This is a genomic window from Ensifer sp. SSB1, from assembly GCF_016652895.1.
Lineage (GTDB): Bacteria > Pseudomonadota > Alphaproteobacteria > Rhizobiales > Rhizobiaceae > Ensifer.
Map to the genome: position 1 here is coordinate 1 of NZ_JAEPRP010000176.1, position 15,241 is coordinate 15,241.

General features: G+C 59.8%; 12 protein-coding genes and 2 pseudogenes. 9 read left to right on the forward strand and 5 right to left on the reverse strand.

The features are described 5' to 3' along the window. Both I8N66_RS30420 and I8N66_RS30425 read left to right on the forward strand, forming a co-directional pair. Positions 1-217: pseudogene (locus I8N66_RS30420) on the forward strand (ABC transporter ATP-binding protein); the annotation flags it as partial. Between the two features lie 13 nt (positions 218-230). Continuing rightward, positions 231-1,274: an Ldh family oxidoreductase gene (locus tag I8N66_RS30425; RefSeq protein ID WP_291162091.1), complete on the forward strand. Its 1,044-nt coding sequence runs from the start codon at positions 231-233 to the stop codon at positions 1,272-1,274. A 20-nt stretch (positions 1,275-1,294) separates the two neighbouring features. On the opposite strand, the gene I8N66_RS30430 is transcribed toward I8N66_RS30425, so the two are convergent. Genes I8N66_RS30430 through I8N66_RS30450 form a run of 5 tightly spaced genes read right to left on the reverse strand, consistent with a single transcriptional unit; the run spans position 1,295 to position 7,358 of the window. Beyond that, positions 1,295-2,311: a LysR family transcriptional regulator gene (locus tag I8N66_RS30430; protein WP_291162094.1), complete on the reverse strand. Its 1,017-nt coding sequence runs from the start codon at positions 2,309-2,311 to the stop codon at positions 1,295-1,297. Between the two features lie 14 nt (positions 2,312-2,325). Beyond that, positions 2,326-3,930, reverse strand: coding sequence for an ABC transporter ATP-binding protein (locus I8N66_RS30435; RefSeq protein WP_291162097.1), 1,605 nt, complete (start codon positions 3,928-3,930; stop codon positions 2,326-2,328). Continuing rightward, positions 3,923-4,897 (reverse strand): ABC transporter permease, encoded by a 975-nt coding sequence (locus I8N66_RS30440; RefSeq protein ID WP_291162100.1) that lies wholly within the window; start codon positions 4,895-4,897, stop codon positions 3,923-3,925. The genes I8N66_RS30435 and I8N66_RS30440 overlap by 8 nt, the downstream gene beginning before the upstream one ends. Further along, positions 4,863-5,780, reverse strand: coding sequence for an ABC transporter permease (locus I8N66_RS30445; protein ID WP_291162102.1), 918 nt, complete (start codon positions 5,778-5,780; stop codon positions 4,863-4,865). The genes I8N66_RS30440 and I8N66_RS30445 overlap by 35 nt, the downstream gene beginning before the upstream one ends. A gap of 60 nt (positions 5,781-5,840) precedes the next feature. Further along, positions 5,841-7,358 carry an ABC transporter substrate-binding protein gene (locus I8N66_RS30450; protein WP_291162105.1) on the reverse strand — a complete coding sequence of 506 codons (1,518 nt, stop codon included), beginning with the start codon at positions 7,356-7,358 and terminating at the stop codon, positions 5,841-5,843. A gap of 289 nt (positions 7,359-7,647) precedes the next feature. Between I8N66_RS30450 and I8N66_RS30455 the strand changes: the two genes are divergently transcribed. The 7 genes and pseudogenes from I8N66_RS30455 to I8N66_RS30480 form a co-directional block, all read left to right on the forward strand. Further along, a complete protein-coding gene (locus I8N66_RS30455) occupies positions 7,648-8,700 on the forward strand; it encodes an Ldh family oxidoreductase (protein ID WP_291162108.1) in 1,053 nt (350 codons plus the stop codon). Between the two features lie 29 nt (positions 8,701-8,729). Beyond that, positions 8,730-9,809 (forward strand): tartrate dehydrogenase, encoded by a 1,080-nt coding sequence (locus tag I8N66_RS30460; RefSeq protein WP_291162110.1) that lies wholly within the window; start codon positions 8,730-8,732, stop codon positions 9,807-9,809. 2 nt (positions 9,810-9,811) lie between these two features. Beyond that, positions 9,812-11,071 carry a glycerate kinase gene (locus I8N66_RS30465; protein WP_291162112.1) on the forward strand — a complete coding sequence of 420 codons (1,260 nt, stop codon included), beginning with the start codon at positions 9,812-9,814 and terminating at the stop codon, positions 11,069-11,071. Positions 11,072-11,167: 96 nt separating this feature from the next. Then, positions 11,168-12,742 (forward strand): Re/Si-specific NAD(P)(+) transhydrogenase subunit alpha, encoded by a 1,575-nt coding sequence (locus I8N66_RS30470; RefSeq protein ID WP_291162115.1) that lies wholly within the window; start codon positions 11,168-11,170, stop codon positions 12,740-12,742. Between the two features lie 14 nt (positions 12,743-12,756). After that, on the forward strand, positions 12,757-14,202 hold the full coding sequence (locus I8N66_RS30475; RefSeq protein WP_291162118.1) for an NAD(P)(+) transhydrogenase (Re/Si-specific) subunit beta: 1,446 nt from the start codon (positions 12,757-12,759) through the stop codon (positions 14,200-14,202). A 777-nt stretch (positions 14,203-14,979) separates the two neighbouring features. Next, positions 14,980-15,030, forward strand: a pseudogene (locus I8N66_RS37625) (hypothetical protein); the annotation flags it as partial. Between the two features lie 98 nt (positions 15,031-15,128). After that, positions 15,129-15,241 (forward strand): hypothetical protein (locus I8N66_RS30480; protein ID WP_365888121.1); only part of this gene is annotated, 113 nt, incomplete at its 3' end.

Sequence of the window (15,241 nt, forward strand, 5' to 3'; positions counted from 1 at the left end):
CGTCGTCGATGAACCGGGGCCGGGCCGCGTGCGCCTGCCGCTGGTCCAGTCCCTGTTTGCCGGCCATCATTGGGAACATATTTTCGCCGTCGACGGTGCCGAGACGATCAAAGCCTGGACCGGCGGCCCTGTCGCCTCCGGCGAACAGTGGCTTGATATCCCTCCCAGCGCGGTATGGATCTATCCCGCATCGGCCGACGAAAAGATGGCGGCTTAAGGGGCGATAAAAAATGACGACATCGAAAGTTTGGAACTGCGGCGACCTCGTGTCGACGGTGGCGGGGATCTTCGCCGGCCACGGCCTTCCGCAGGACGACGCCGATTGGATCGCGTACTGCCTCGTCGAGGCCGATCTGCGTGGCGTTCGATCCCACGGAATCGCACGAATTCCCATCTACACCAAGCGCCTGCGCATGGGACTGGTGAACCCACGGCCGGCGATGGAGGTGACTAATCCGACCGCGGCGTCCGCTCATGTAATGGGTGACAACGGCATGGGATACCTGGTCGGGCGCCGTGCCATCGACGAGGCGATCCGGCTGGCACGGTCACAAGGCATCGGGCTGGTCGGCGCATCGCAGTCCAACCATTATGGCATGTCCGCAATATACATGGAGAGAGCGATCGAAGCCGGACTTGCCTCGATCGCGCTCTCGAACGCGTCGCCAGCGATGCCGGTTTGGGGCGGCCGCTTGCCGCTACTCGGGACAAGTCCCTTGGCGATGGCTGCGCCAGGCGGACGGGGGCAGCCGGTGCTACTCGACATGGCGACATCGGTCGCCGCCAAGGGAAAGATCCGCAGGGCGCAGATACGAGGGGAGACGATCCCCGAAGGCTGGGCGATCGATGACCTAGGCCGTCCGACAACGGATCCGGAGGTGGCCTTGCGAGGCGTCGTTCTTCCACTCGGGGGACCGAAAGGATCGGGCATCTCCCTCATGATAGACGTGTTCGCCGGTGTAATGAGCGGCGCCGCCTTCGCTGGCGAAGTAGGAAACCAGAACGAGGACTTCGATCGCGCCCAAAACGTCGGACACTTCTTTATCGCATGGCGACCGGCCCTTTTTCTGCATGAAGACGCCTATGGAGCTCGCATGGACGAAATGCGGACCCGCCTGAAGGCCGGCCCTTTCGCCGCCGGCTTTGACGAAATCCTTTTGCCAGGGGAGCCTGAAGCTCGGCTGGCAGCGGCAGCTCGCGAAAACGGCATCACCCTTGATGGCGACGAGTTGGCGATGCTTGAGCGTGAACGCGAGCACGCCGGCGCGCAGTAGCGTAGCGTCCCGACAGACGACTAAGCGAGTTGCGCCGATCCGGCGGAGCTCGCCTGACCATGGTCGAGAACGAGCTTCCAGAAGGCTTCACCGGCTGCGCTTTGCCTTGAGCGTGGCCGGATCAGAACGATATCGACGGGCACGTGCATGGCATCGCTTGCGGCGAAGACCAGCCGGCGCGCAGCCAGATCATCGCCAATCAGGCTCATGGGCAGCCATGCCACTCCGGCGCCGTCCTTCGTCATGGCGTACAGAACCGCCGCGACGTGAGACGTGAACTGGACGTCAGACGACGGCTTGTTTGCGATCGCTGGAATCGTGGCACTAAGGATTCTTCCCATGCCAGACTCGTGACTATATGCGAGATAGGGAAACTGATCGGTGACCTTGGACACTGGGAACCGCGGTTCGGACGGATCGTTGGGGTTCGGAACACAAACCGGTGCCAGTACGTCCGTTCCAAGCTTTACGGAGCGAAAGTGTCGATCCTCCAGGACGGTTTCAGCGGCCGGGTGATGATGGCACAGAAGGAATTGCACCTGTCCCTGCAACATCAGTCGTTCGCACGCAGCCATGTTGTCCGCTACGAGGCGCACCGTCGCCGATAGGGATGCGGCAGAGTTCAATTGACGCAACCAGGTGGGAAAGAACGTCAACGACAGCGCGTGCGTGGAGGCGAACGCGAGGGCGCCTCGTTCGATGCGAATGGCTTCGAGCGCCTGTTCACGTGCCTGCACGATTTTGCGCAGAGCATCTTCCGCAAACGGCCGAAATTGTTCGCCGGCGGCCGTCAAGCGGACGCCTTTTGTGTCCCGAACGAATAGCGGCGTACCTACCCAGTCCTCGAGGCTCTTTATTCGACGGCTGAATCCTGATTGGCTGATATGGCGGTTCTCCGCGGCGCTCGAGAACTGACCGCTCGTTACGAGGGCCACGAAGTCTTCCAACCAAGCAAATTCCATGCTCCCTCCCACCATGACATTCCTTGCCATCAGGAAGGGGTCATAGCATCGGGCAGGTTCCGCGGAAAGCTGCATTGCGAGGTCTCCGATCAGGCCACCGGCTCCAGCAACCGGGCGAAGGAGTTCGCTTCAAGCAAGGTCTTCGTGTATTCGTGCTGGGGCTTGGTAAAGACCTCGTGCGTGTCTCCCTGCTCGATGATCGAGCCCGACTTCATCACCGCCACGCGGTGGCAGAAATCGCGGACGATCAGCAGGTCATGTGCGACAAAAACGAACGATAGACCGAGTTCGCTCCGCAGCGTTTTTAGAAGTCGGAGAACCTGCGCTTGGATGGACACGTCCAGCGCGGACAGGGCTTCGTCGCACACCAACAGCTTCGGCTTGAGCGCGATCGCGCGCGCGATCGCGATACGTTGCCGCTGACCACCGGAGAATTGGTGAGGATAGCGACGAGCGTGCTGCGGTGACAGACCGACCTGGACAAGAAGCTTTGCCACCGTCTCCTTCCACTGGCTTTTGGGAAGTGCGTCCCGGTGGATGGCCCAGGGTTCTGAAATGATCTCCTCGATAGTCATGTAGGGATTGAGAGAGGCGCTCGGATCCTGGAAGACGACCTGGATCTCGCGATTCAGCCGCGCGCGCTCGCGACGATCCATTCCAGCGATTGCCTTGCCTTCGAACTCGATTACCCCCTCGGTCGGCTTCTCCAGTTCCAGGATGAGACGCATCAACGTCGACTTTCCGGACCCTGATTCTCCGACGATTCCGAGTGTTTCGCCCTGTTTGAGGGTAATGCTGACGTCGTCGAGCGCCTTGAACCCGCCGTAGCGTTTGCTTGCGTGAACCACCGAGAGAAGCGCGGGGGCGGAGTCCGGCACGGACTCGGGCACGAAACCATGTCGGCCCGGTACCGAGTCCAGCAGATGTCGCGTGTAGGGGTGTTTGGGGTCGTGGAGAATCTGATCCCGTTCTCCCTTCTCCACGATGACGCCATTCTGCATCACCACCACCCTGTCGGCCACGTCGGCGACCACGCCTAGATCGTGGGTGATCATCAGGAGCGCCATGCCTTGCTCCTTCTGAAGGGAGCGTAGCAGCTTGAGTATTTCGGCCTGAATCGTCACGTCCAGCGCAGTCGTAGGCTCGTCGGCGATCAGCAGGTCCGGTCTTCCCGCGATTGCCATGGCGATGACGACGCGTTGGCGCTGACCGCCTGAAAATTGATGCGGATAGTAATCGATGCGTGTCTCGGGTTCAGGGATGCCCACTCTGGACAGAAGTCGGATCGCTTCTTGACGCGGGTCCGCCACACCGAGGGAAGGGTGCAGCCGGAAGACTTCCTCGATTTGCCATCCAACCGTATAAACGGGGTTCAACGCGGCGAGAGGATCCTGAAAGACCATGGCGATCTTTCGCCCCGCGAGGTAACGTCGCTCGTCCGCGCTCATGGCGAGTATGTCACGGCCTCGGTAATGAATTCTGCCAGAAGCAATACGGCCTGGCGGCATATCGATCAAATCGAGGATAGTAGAAGCGCTTACGCTTTTTCCGGAGCCGCTTTCGCCCAGCACGGCAAGGGTTTCGCCAGCGCCGATTTCGAACGAAACGCCGCGGACGGCGTGGACCAGACCGTGTTTTGTGTCGAAGTCGACCGAAAGATCCTCAATGCGGAGTATCTGATCATTATCAAGCATTGGCGCCGCTCCTTTTTTCCAATCGCCAGCGTTGCTTGGGATCGGTGGCGACCCGCAGCCAGTTCGAGAGTAGGTTCAGGGACGTGGTCGTCAGCATGATTGCCAAGCCGGGCCAGAACGCGATCCACCACGCGGTCTGAAGATAGTTACGTCCTTCCGCGACCATCAGCCCCCAACTCACTTCCGGCGGCTGGATACCAAGCCCCAGGAAACTCAAGCTTGCTTCTGTCAGCATTACGAACGCGAATTCCAGGGTTGCGATGGTCAGCAGCGTCGGCAAGACGACAGGGAGGATATGTTTGAAAACGATCCTTCCCGTCGACGCTCCCATCGTACGAGCTGCAAGCACGAACATTCGTTCTCTCACTTCCAGTGTCTCGGCTCTGACCGTTCGGATGTAAACGGGAAGGCGGGTAAGCGCCATCACGAGCACGACGCTGGTCATGCCCGGCTTGAAGACGTAAAGCGCGATCATGGCGAGGAGGAGCGACGGAAAGCTCATCAGGATGTCGGCACACCTGAGCGTGATAGTCCCGGCCCATCCCGACCTTAGACCCACCGAGAGGCCCAGTGCCGTTCCAATCACCAACGACAATGACACGGCGAGTCCCGCCACAAGCAAGGTATTCGCACTCGCCACGGCAATGCGTGCAAGGACGCTTCGCCCCAGGGTGTCGCCGCCGAGAATAAGCCAGAAGCCGTTCTTTAGCTGGAAGGGGGGAGCGTTGCGCAACATCAAGTTCATCGATGTCGCCTCTTTCGCGAACAGCCAGGGGCCGACGAAGGCGCAGATCAGAATGAACGTGACGAAGACCGTCGATAGAAAGGCGAGCTTGTCGTTCCACAGCAACAGCAGATAGTCCCGACAGCGGCTGCCGTCTGACGTTTCGACGGACGTGCCAGTGACAGACGTGGTTTTCATAATCGCGACCTCAGTTTGTGCGAATGCGCGGATCGAGAAGCGCATATGCAAAATCGATCAAGGAGTTCATGACGAGAATGGCGACCGCAGTGGTCAGTACCGTCGCCTGAAGGACACTGAAGTCCCGGTAGGTGATCGAGTCGATCAACAGGCGGCCAACGCCGGGAAACCCGAACACCGTCTCGACGATCACCGCGCCGTTCAGGATACCAGCAGCCTGATCCCCTGCGACGGTGATGACGGGCAACATGGCGTTGCGAAGCGCATGCACGAAGATGATCGATCGATTCCCCGCGCCCTTGGCCTTAGCCGTCTTGGTATAGGCCGAGGACAACGCGCTGATCATTGCACCGCGAACGACCTGTGCGATCAGACCCAGCGGTCGTAGTGCGAGGACGGCAACGGGCAGCACCCAATGGGCGACCGTGCCGGTTCCCGACGTCGGCAACAGCCGAAGCCACAGGGCAAAGACGAGGACGCCGACGATCGCGATCCAAAAATTTGGAGTACTCGATCCGAGCAATGCAAGGGTGTTCGCAATCCGATCGAAAACGCCGCCTGGCCGCCACGCTCCCAGCGAGCCGATGACAACCGCCGCCGCAACGGCGATCGTCATACTGAAAACCGCCAGAAGCAACGTCGTTGGAAACGCTTCGAGCACTACTTCCATAGCCGGGCGCGACTGTTGAAGTGATTGCCCGAAATCCAGGTGCACGAGACCCGAGACAAATCCGACGAACTGTTCGATGACCGGTTTGTCGAGGCCGTGCTGAATGGCGAACTCGTGCTTGGCCTCTTGAGTTGCATCGATCGGAAGATAGAGGGCGCTTGGATCGCCCGTCAGTCGGGCGAGAAAAAACACGAGGATCACGAGTCCGATCAGCGACCCGGCGCCATGCAGCGCGCGTCGTCCTGTAGCCTTTAACATCGACGTAGCTTTCTTAGATGTTGTGTTATCGGCTCGCCCATCATCGCGAGCCGAACAAGGTCAATCCGCGAAGGATATCGTTGCCAGTTGCAACTCGCTGTTCGTCGCGATCGATGGCTTGAAGTGAACCCGTGGATTGACACGCGCGTAGCCAACCATGTGGAAGAGCATGACGTCGGGGACAATTTCACTCGCGATCGTCTGGAAGGACTTCTGGAATAGTGCCTTCCGCTCGTCACCGGAGCTCGCCGCCGCTTTTGCGATCAATGCATCAAGGGCGGGATCCGAGGTGTCCGATTGTGGGCCGGAAGTGGAATACTTGTAGACAACGGTGAACGAGGCGTCGCCCATGTTGTTGTTGTGCTGATCGGTGATCAAGGTCGGCCGACGATCAGCCGCGTATGGCTTGGTGCCGAGCTGCAGAGCCTGGCCGCGCTCCACCATCTCGAGTTTGACCTTCAGACCGACCGCTTCCCACATTTGCGTCATGGCTTCCAAGACCTCGTTCACGTTGGGAAAGAGGTTCTGTCGCCCAATCAGGCGGATCTCCGCATCGACCGGCACGCCGCTCGCCTTGGCTTCGGCAATCAACTTCTTCGCCTGCTCGGGATCGTAGGCCCACGGCTTGATCGTACCGTCGTAGCCGAGGGTTGTCGGGACAACCAACTGAGACGCGGGCTGCACGTCCTTGCTGAGGATCGTTCCCACAAAGGCATTTCGGTCAATCGCGAGATTGAGGGCCTTTCTAACGCGCACGTCACTCAGCGGGGGCTTGTCCTGGCCAATCCGGATACGAGACGTCTCCGAGTTGGGATACGAGAAGTCGGTCTCGGGATTAGTCGCATCCTGGACAGCAATGCTCGGCGCAATGTCGGCCTCTCCGGTCGTCACCATTGCCGCCTGCACCGCCGACTCGTTGCGAGAGAGAAAAGTAGCCTTCTCCACGACTGGCTTTGCGCCCCAGTAGCCATCAAAACGCTTGAGAACGACGCTTTCCCCCTGCCGCCAGCTCTCGAATGCATATGGCCCCGTTCCTACAGGTTTGGGCGTGGCTTGTCCTTTCGGCGTCGAATGCGAGACGATCACCAGCGTCGACAACAGTGAGGGTAAGATCTGCTGTCCCGGATCGGCGCTGATGTCGACAGTCAGGTCATCGACTGCCTTGGCGGCGAAGGTTCCGGGCGTAAAGAACTTGTTCCGGGTCATGCATTTCAGGCCAGGGTCCATCATCCGCTCTAATGAGTAGACGACGGATTGCGCATTGAACGGCGTGCCGTCGTGAAATTTAACGCCTTCCCGCAACTTGAACTGCCAGGTGTTCTTGTTCAACTGCTTCCAGCTTGTCGCCAGCCGTGGCACCGGTACTCCGCTTTGCGGGTCAAGCTCGGTCAGAGTTTCCGTGACGTTTTGCTTCAGAATGATGCCGACGCCATAGATTGCAGATTCACACGGTTCGATGACCTGTGGAGCTTCGCCTAGAACGATAGTGACTGCGTTGTCGTCGTTCGCATAGGAATTTGTTGCGGCGAGCATAATGCAGCCGCCGACCACGAGTGACGTGATAGCCTTAAGTTTCATCAGTTCCTCCCAGATTAACCTGGCCCGGATCATCCGGTGGGACGGCAGGAATGTCCAATGCGAGTTTCGCATTTGCGCATGCCATTTTGTAAATAGCTGTACTTCAAATGGATTTAAGAGTCTGTATTAAAAGATAAAAAGATGCGCGATCCGAGATTCGGTTTAGCCTCGGAGTATGCGGTTTCCGCATGTCGGTATTCCGAGACTTCAATGGACATTCGAGGGGCTGTGAGCGAGCGTTGGCCGCAACCCGAGAGCGTATACGGGTTTGGTAACGATGAGGACAGCGATGCAAAGTTCGAATGAACACTATTCCTACCAAGAGCTGGAACGATGGGTCGAGGCCGTTTTTAGGGCTAACAACGTCATCGGCGAGCAGGCGGAGATGGCGGCCAAAGTGCTTGTCCGAACCAACCTGCGCGGCATCGACACTCATGGGGTGAGCCGGGTGGCCGGCTATGTACAGAAGATAAAGAGCGGCGAGGTGAACGCGCAAGCAAAGCCTTCGTTCAGCGTCGAGGACGACGTCCTCCGCTTCGACGGCGATGGCGGCCTGGGTCAATTCGTTGCCACGCAGGCGATCAGGCAAACGATCGAGCTGGCGCAGTCGCGCAGCGTGACGCTGTGCATGATCCGTGAGAGCGGCCACTTGGCCGCGATCGGACAGTTTGTACTTGAGGCCGCGGAGGCCGGAATGGTGGCAATTCTATGCCAGGAAACGCCGCCATTGATGGCGCTCGAAGGTTCGAGGGGCCCGGCCATCGGGAACAATCCCATCGCATTTGCATTTCCGGTAGCCGGCAAGGCGCCTCTTGTCTTCGACATGGCTACCAGCGTGGTCGCCCGCGGGAATGTACTCCAGGCGATCGCCGATGGCAGAGAGGCAATTCCTGAAGGTTGGGCAATAGGTCCCGACGGCCGCCCCACTACAGATCCATCGGAAGCACTCAAAGGCGCCATGGCTCCGATCGCCGGTCATAAGGGCGTCGGTCTGGCGATGCTGGTGCAGGTCCTCGCCGGCAGTCTCACTGGCTCGCTCACCGCGACGAGCGCGACCAAGCATGGTGCGACCAGCAGTGCGGGCAATGTGAGCGCGTTTCTGCTGATGCTCAATCCGGATCGGCTGGTTGGTCGCGAGACGTTCGACGGTCATGTCCGTGGCTGGCTTGATACGTACCTGTCGGCGACCGGAGAGGGGAGCAGATATCCAGGCGAAAGAGCGGGCGCCTGCGAGGTCGAGCGCAGAAAGGGCGGCATTCCGCTTCCCGCGAGCACGATCGCCGAGCTTCGCAAAATCGGAGCGGCTGCGGGCGTTCCGTTTGATCTCGTAGCAGCCGCCTAGTGATCTTTCAAAATCAGGAATTGACGCCAATGGACCAGAGAGTTTCAAACCACCGCCGCATAGCCGTTGTCGCCGGAGACGGCATCGGCAAAGAAGTCGTCCCGGAAGGACTCCGCGTGTTGGAGAGGGCGGCGTCGCTATACGATATTGACCTACGGTTCGACAGCTTCGACTTCTCGTCGTGCGACTACTACCTAAAGCATGGAAGAATGATGCCCGAGGATTGGAAGGAACAGATTGGCAACCATGACGCCATCTTTTTTGGCGCCGTCGGCTGGCCGGCGACCGTTCCGGACCACGTCTCCCTTTGGGGCTCGCTCATCCAGTTCCGGCGAGAATTCGACCAGTACGTCAGCCTTCGTCCCGTAAGGCTGATGCCGGGGGTGACGTCGCCTTTGCGCGACAGGAATCCCGGAGATATCGATTTCTATGTTGTACGGGAAAACACGGAAGGTGAGTATTCGTCGATCGGCGGCAAGATCTTCCCCGGTTCGGACCGCGAAGTCGTGGTGCAGGAAACCGTGATGACCCGTGTCGGCGTCGACCGCATATTGCGTTTCGCCTTCGACTTGGCGGCCAAGCGAAAGAAGCATCTGACCTCGGCGACAAAGTCCAACGGCATCTCCATTACCATGCCGTACTGGGATGAACGGGTGGAAGCGATCGCGAAGGAGTTCGATGACGTACACTGGGACAAATATCACATCGACATCCTGACCGCGCATTTCGTGCAGCATCCCGACTGGTTCGACGTGGTCGTCGCTTCGAATCTGTTCGGCGACATCCTCTCCGATCTCGGGCCCGCCTGCACGGGAACGATTGGAATTGCTCCTTCCGGCAACATCAACCCGGAACGGAAGTTCCCGTCCTTGTTCGAGCCGGTCCACGGATCTGCGCCTGACATCGCGGGCAAGGGAGTGGCAAACCCGATAGGCCAGATATGGTCTGCTGCGATGATGCTGGATCATCTCGGCCACGAGAAAGCAGCGTCCGGAGTTATGAAGGCTATCGAACGGACGCTCTCCGAGGAAAGCCTGCGCACACGCGATCTAGGCGGCAAAGCATCCACCGAAGAATGCGGCAAGGCTGTCGCCGAGTTTCTGGAGTAGAGATGAACGAGTCCAAGCTTTTGTTCAGCTCGCTCTTCAACGCGGCGGTTGCGGCAGCCGATCCTTATCTCGCGGTGGCGCCCTATTTGCCACCGCGTCCCAAGGGACGCACCGTGGTGGTGGGCGCAGGAAAAGGCGTTTCGCAGTTAGCCGCGGCACTCGAGGAACAGTGGGATGGAATTCTTTCCGGTATCGTCGTCACCCGGTACGGCTTCGCCGTGCCTTGCCGCTACATCGATGTTCGTGAAGCGGGCCATCCCGTCCCAGATGCAAACGGCCTAAAGGCGTCGCGTGATATCTTGGACTGTGTGCGGGATCTTGGAGAAGATGACCTGGTCATCGCCCTCGTCACCGGGGGAGGCTCCGCGCTTCTGCCCGCACCACCTCCGGGCGTTAGCCTCGAAGATGAGATCGCGCTCAACAAGGCGCTTCTTGCGTCAGGAGCGCCAATCTCGGCGATGAACGCCGTGCGCAAGCAAGTATCTCTGATCAAGGGTGGGAGATTGGCTTTGGCTGCCTGGCCGGCAAAGGTTGTCACCCTCGTGGTCTCCGACATTCCCGGTGACGCCCTCCCTGCCGTTGCCTCCGGCCCGACACTTCCGGACGAAGCCGACAAAGACGCGGCGCTCAAGGCCATCTCCGACTACAAGATGCAACTGCCCGCGAACGTCCTTGCCTATTTGGACAAACCGGACTGTGCCGCCCCAAGGCCCTCGGACCAGCGCTTTGCACGAAATGAGTATCATATGATCGCCTCAGCGAGGAAATCCCTGGAAGCTGCTGCGGCGATCAGCAGAAAACAGGGGCTTGCGACCTCCATTCTGTCGGACGCCATCGAAGGCGAAGCGCGCATGGTTGCCACCGCCCAGGCCGGCCTTGTCCGGCAGATCAAGACGCGGAACCGCCCATACGCGCGCCCGGTTATGCTTCTGTCGGGTGGCGAAACCACCGTCACCATGAAAGGCTCCGGTCGGGGCGGCAGGAATACCGAGTTCCTCCTTTCGCTTGCGCTTGAACTCGAGGAACTCCCAGGTGTCGAGGCGTTTTCTGCCGATACCGATGGTATCGACGGGACCGAAGAGAGCGCGGGTGCCTTCATTGATGAAAGCACCCTTTCCCGCATGCGCGATCTCGATCTCGATCCAAAGAGCGCCCTTGCCAACAACGACAGTTGGACCGTGTTCAATGCTCTTGGCGATCTCTTTTCGACAGGACCTACCGGCACGAACGTCAACGACTTTCGTGCGATTTTTGTCCGGTAGCGGCCGTCCTTCAGAAGCTGATCGCCCGTCAACCTATGCGCCCTGCGCTTCCAGTGCGGAGCGCCAGGCCATGAACAACCTCAGGAAATCGATTCCATGAAAATAGGGACCCCACGAGAAGCATCGTTGGGCGAAGCGCGCGTTGCGATGACGCCAGAAAGCGCCGGACAGCTCCTAAAACTGGGCCACGCATGCTACATCGAGGCAGGCGCGGGCCAGAAGTCAGGCTTCTCCGACGATCTTTATCGAGCCGCGGGCGTGACAGTGCTCCAAAGCGCCGAGGCCGTTTACGAGACGGCGGATGTGATCGCAAAGGTGCGGCCGCCGGAGGCCGGCGAAGTCGAACGGATGCGACCCGGCCAGACGCTGATCTCGTTCTTCTATCCTGGCCAGAACGAGGCGCTACTGGAGCAGGTCCGCGCGACCGGTGCCACCCTCATCGCCATGGACATGGTGCCGCGCATCTCGCGGGCGCAGAAGATGGACGCGTTGTCGTCGATGGCCAACATCGCCGGCTATCGCGCGGTGATCGAGGCGGGCAGCAATTTCGGCCGCTTTTTCACCGGGCAGGTAACGGCCGCCGGCAAGGTGCCGCCGGCCAAAGTGCTGGTCATCGGCGCTGGTGTCGCCGGCCTTGCCGCCATCGGTACGGCAACTGCGCTCGGCGCCATCACCTATGCCTTCGACGTGCGCCCTGAAGTCGCGGAACAGATTGAAAGCATGGGCGCGCAGTTCGTCTATCTCGATTTCGCGGATCAGCAGCAGGACGGCGCCGCGACCGGTGGCTATGCCGCTCCGTCCTCGCCGGAATTCCTTGCGAAGCAGCTTCAGAAGTTCCGGGAACTGGCGCCGGAGGTCGATATCGTTATCACCACGGCCCTCATCCCCGGCCGCGATGCGCCAAAGCTATGGCTCGCCGATATGGTCGCAGCCATGAAGCCGGGCTCCGTCGTGGTCGACCTTGCCGCCGAGCGGGGCGGCAATTGTGATCTCACCGTGCCGGACCAAAAGGTTGTCGCGGAGAATGCCGTGACGATCGTCGGCTATACCGATTTCCCAAGCCGCATGGCGGCTCAGGCCTCGGCGCTCTATGCGACCAACATCCGTCACATGATGAGCGATCTCACGCCCGCCAAGGACGGCGTCGTCCTTCACAACATGGAAGACGACGTCATCCGGGGTGCGACCGTCGTTTATGGGTGCGCCATAACCTATCCGCCACCGCCGCCAAAGATCAAAGCGATCGCGGCACAGAAGGCGCAAGAGAAGGTGAGGGAACTGACGCCCGAGGAGAAGCGAGCGGCGGAAGCCTCGGCCTTCAAGGCTCAGACAAAAAGCCAGGGCCTCCTGCTGCTGACAGGTACGGCGGTGCTACTTTTGACCGGCGCTTTCGCGCCGGCAAGCTTCATGAGTCATTTCGTGGTCTTCGTGCTGGCGTGCTTCGTCGGCTTCCAGGTGATCTGGAACGTCTCGCATTCGCTGCACACGCCGCTGATGGCTGTGACCAATGCGGTCTCCGGCATCGTCATTCTCGGTGCGCTACTACAGATCGGCTCGGGCCACTGGCTAGTCACGACGCTGGCGGCGTTTTCAGTGCTGATTGCCACGATCAACATCGTCGGCGGCTTTCTCGTGACGCGCCGCATGCTTGCTATGTTCCAGAAGTCGTGATCGGGGGATCATACATGTCCATTGGCATCGTTTCGGCCGCCTATGTCGCGGCAGCAGTTCTCTTCATCCTCTCACTCGGCGGGCTTTCAGGTCAGGAAAGCGCCAAGCGCGCCGTCTGGTACGGTATCATCGGGATGGCGCTAGCCGTGATAGCCACGGTCTTCGGCCCGCTGATCGACCGAACCGTCGGTAACTGGCTCGTCATTCTACTGACGATCGCCGGCGGCTCGGTCCTGGGCGCTTACGTCGCCTCGCGGGTGCAAATGACGGAGATGCCGCAGCTTGTCGCGGCGCTCCATTCCTTCGTCGGTCTTGCCGCCGTCTTCATCGGCTTCAACGCCCATACCGAGGCTGGCCAGATCGCGACGATGGACGAGGTCGCGCGGTCATCGCTCTCTGGCTTTGCTGCAGTTCTCGCCCACAAGACACCGGTCGAACTCGCCATCATGAAGGTCGAGGTGTTCCTCGGCGTGTTCATCGGCGCGGTTACCTTCACGGGCTCGGTCATTGCCTTCGGCAAGCTCGCGGGCAGGGTCGACGGCAAGGCAAGAAAGCTGCCCGGTGGACACCTTCTCAATGCCGCTGCCGCGATCCTTTCGCTGCTCCTACTACTGATGTATGTCAACGGCGCCGGCGCCTGGACACTCGTGGTGATGACGCTTGCCGCCTTCTTCATCGGCTACCATCTTATCATGGGTATCGGCGGCGCCGACATGCCGGTCGTCGTCTCTATGCTGAACAGCTACTCCGGCTGGGCGGCCGCCGCCATCGGCTTCACGCTCGGAAATGATCTCCTGATCGTCACCGGCGCGCTGGTGGGTTCGTCGGGCGCGATCCTGTCGTATATCATGTGCAAGGCTATGAACCGCTCCTTCGCTTCCGTCATTCTCGGCGGCTTCGGAGTGACGATGGGACCGGCCATGGAGATCACTGGCAAGCAGATCGCAATCGATTCCGAGGGGGTTGCGGCGGCACTAAACGATGCGGAAAGCGTCATCATCGTGCCGGGGTATGGCATGGCGGTGGCGCAGGCGCAGGCCTCCGTTTCCGAGCTTACTCGCAAGCTCCGCGCGGCGGGGAAGACCGTGCGCTTCGCCATCCACCCCGTTGCCGGCCGTCTCCCAGGCCACATGAACGTGCTGCTGGCGGAAGCCAAGGTGCCATACGACATCGTGCTGGAAATGGAGGAGATCAACGAGGACTTCCATGAGACCGACGTCGTCATCGTCATCGGCTCCAACGACATCGTCAATCCGGCGGCTCAGGAGGATCCCAACTCACCAATCGCTGGAATGCCAGTCCTCGAAGTCTGGAAGGCCAAACAGGTGTTTGTTTCCAAGCGGGGGCAAGGGACCGGCTACTCCGGTATTGAGAACCCGCTCTTCTACAAGGAAAACACCCGGATGTTCTACGGCGACGCCAAGAAGAGCCTTGATCGGCTCATTCCTGCCATCGCGTGATAAATGCTGCCACTGAATCACAGAAATTGAGGATGAACCCGGTTAAATGCAAAACGACATTGCGACTGGCAAACCTATGACCTCAATGCAGAAGGCGCTGCTGCAACCATTGGATCGATCACTGGCAAGACAACCGTCAACTTCAGCCAGTACGGAGCCCGGATTTTAGGGAATGGGGATGAAGAGGCGGTGAGCCTATCCTTTGACGGAGAAGCGACACCGTACATAGTAGAGATCACACGAGTGCTGCTTGCAGCTTGGGCCTGCGATCGGCACGGCGGCGATCAACGGCAGTCTCTGAACCAGGAAATTTTACCAATGGGGGGCATCCGGACTGCCGTTGTGGAGAGTGAAGAGGGCCGGATAGTCTTTGGTAGGCATGGCGAACAGTATGAAGCCCTAGTGCGTATGATTAGGGGCTATTCATACAGACTTGGTGTGATGAGATCCGATCGCGAGTATTGGGATCAGCTTGTCCCGCAAGGTGACCTTATTGATTGGAGCCTCCTGGCAATGCTCATTTTCATTTTCCGTACGTCACCCGTAGGTATCGACATAAGGAACAACGCGAACGCTGATGGCATTTTTATTTGTGATTTGGCGATTAGCATAGTGCATAAAGGGGAAAGGCACCGCTGAGCATCATATATGGCATGCCGTGCTCGACAATCCCTGCCAGTGCGTGCGGTCCCAAGAACAAATTGCTACCGCGGCGTCGGTGCGGGAGCGTACTGCGCGTTCGGCGAACCCCGACCGCCATGCGGACGTTTCTATGCCATGGATCGCGATAATCGCTGGGATCGCGTTGCGGCAGCCTATGCCGCGATCGTCGAGGGCAAGGGCATCCCCGCCGCCTCCGTCGAACAGGCGCTCAAGGCGGCGGCGGCGAGCATGATCTGGTCGTCGTCAACTACGCCAATCCCGACATGGTCGGCCACACCGGAAGCCTGGAAGCGGCCATTGTTGCGGTCGAAACGGTGGATGCCGCGCTCGGCAAGATCTGCGAAAGTGTCCGAAGCAGGCAGGGTTCCCTCCTCGT

Bases quoted from the DNA above. Each gene is read 5' to 3' on its own strand.
- I8N66_RS30435 (WP_291162097.1), bottom strand. From the start codon at position 3,930: ATGCTTGATAATGATCAGATACTCCGCATTGAGGATCTTTCGGTCGAC.
- I8N66_RS30455 (WP_291162108.1), top strand. From the start codon at position 7,648: ATGCAAAGTTCGAATGAACACTATTCCTACCAAGAGCTGGAACGATGG.
- I8N66_RS30470 (WP_291162115.1), top strand. From the start codon at position 11,168: ATGAAAATAGGGACCCCACGAGAAGCATCGTTGGGCGAAGCGCGCGTT.
- I8N66_RS30450 (WP_291162105.1), bottom strand. From the start codon at position 7,358: ATGAAACTTAAGGCTATCACGTCACTCGTGGTCGGCGGCTGCATTATG.
- I8N66_RS30445 (WP_291162102.1), bottom strand. From the start codon at position 5,780: ATGTTAAAGGCTACAGGACGACGCGCGCTGCATGGCGCCGGGTCGCTG.
- I8N66_RS30440 (WP_291162100.1), bottom strand. From the start codon at position 4,897: ATGCGCTTCTCGATCCGCGCATTCGCACAAACTGAGGTCGCGATTATG.
- I8N66_RS30430 (WP_291162094.1), bottom strand. From the start codon at position 2,311: ATGCAGCTTTCCGCGGAACCTGCCCGATGCTATGACCCCTTCCTGATG.
- I8N66_RS30460 (WP_291162110.1), top strand. From the start codon at position 8,730: ATGGACCAGAGAGTTTCAAACCACCGCCGCATAGCCGTTGTCGCCGGA.
- I8N66_RS30465 (WP_291162112.1), top strand. From the start codon at position 9,812: ATGAACGAGTCCAAGCTTTTGTTCAGCTCGCTCTTCAACGCGGCGGTT.
- I8N66_RS30475 (WP_291162118.1), top strand. From the start codon at position 12,757: ATGTCCATTGGCATCGTTTCGGCCGCCTATGTCGCGGCAGCAGTTCTC.
- I8N66_RS30425 (WP_291162091.1), top strand. From the start codon at position 231: ATGACGACATCGAAAGTTTGGAACTGCGGCGACCTCGTGTCGACGGTG.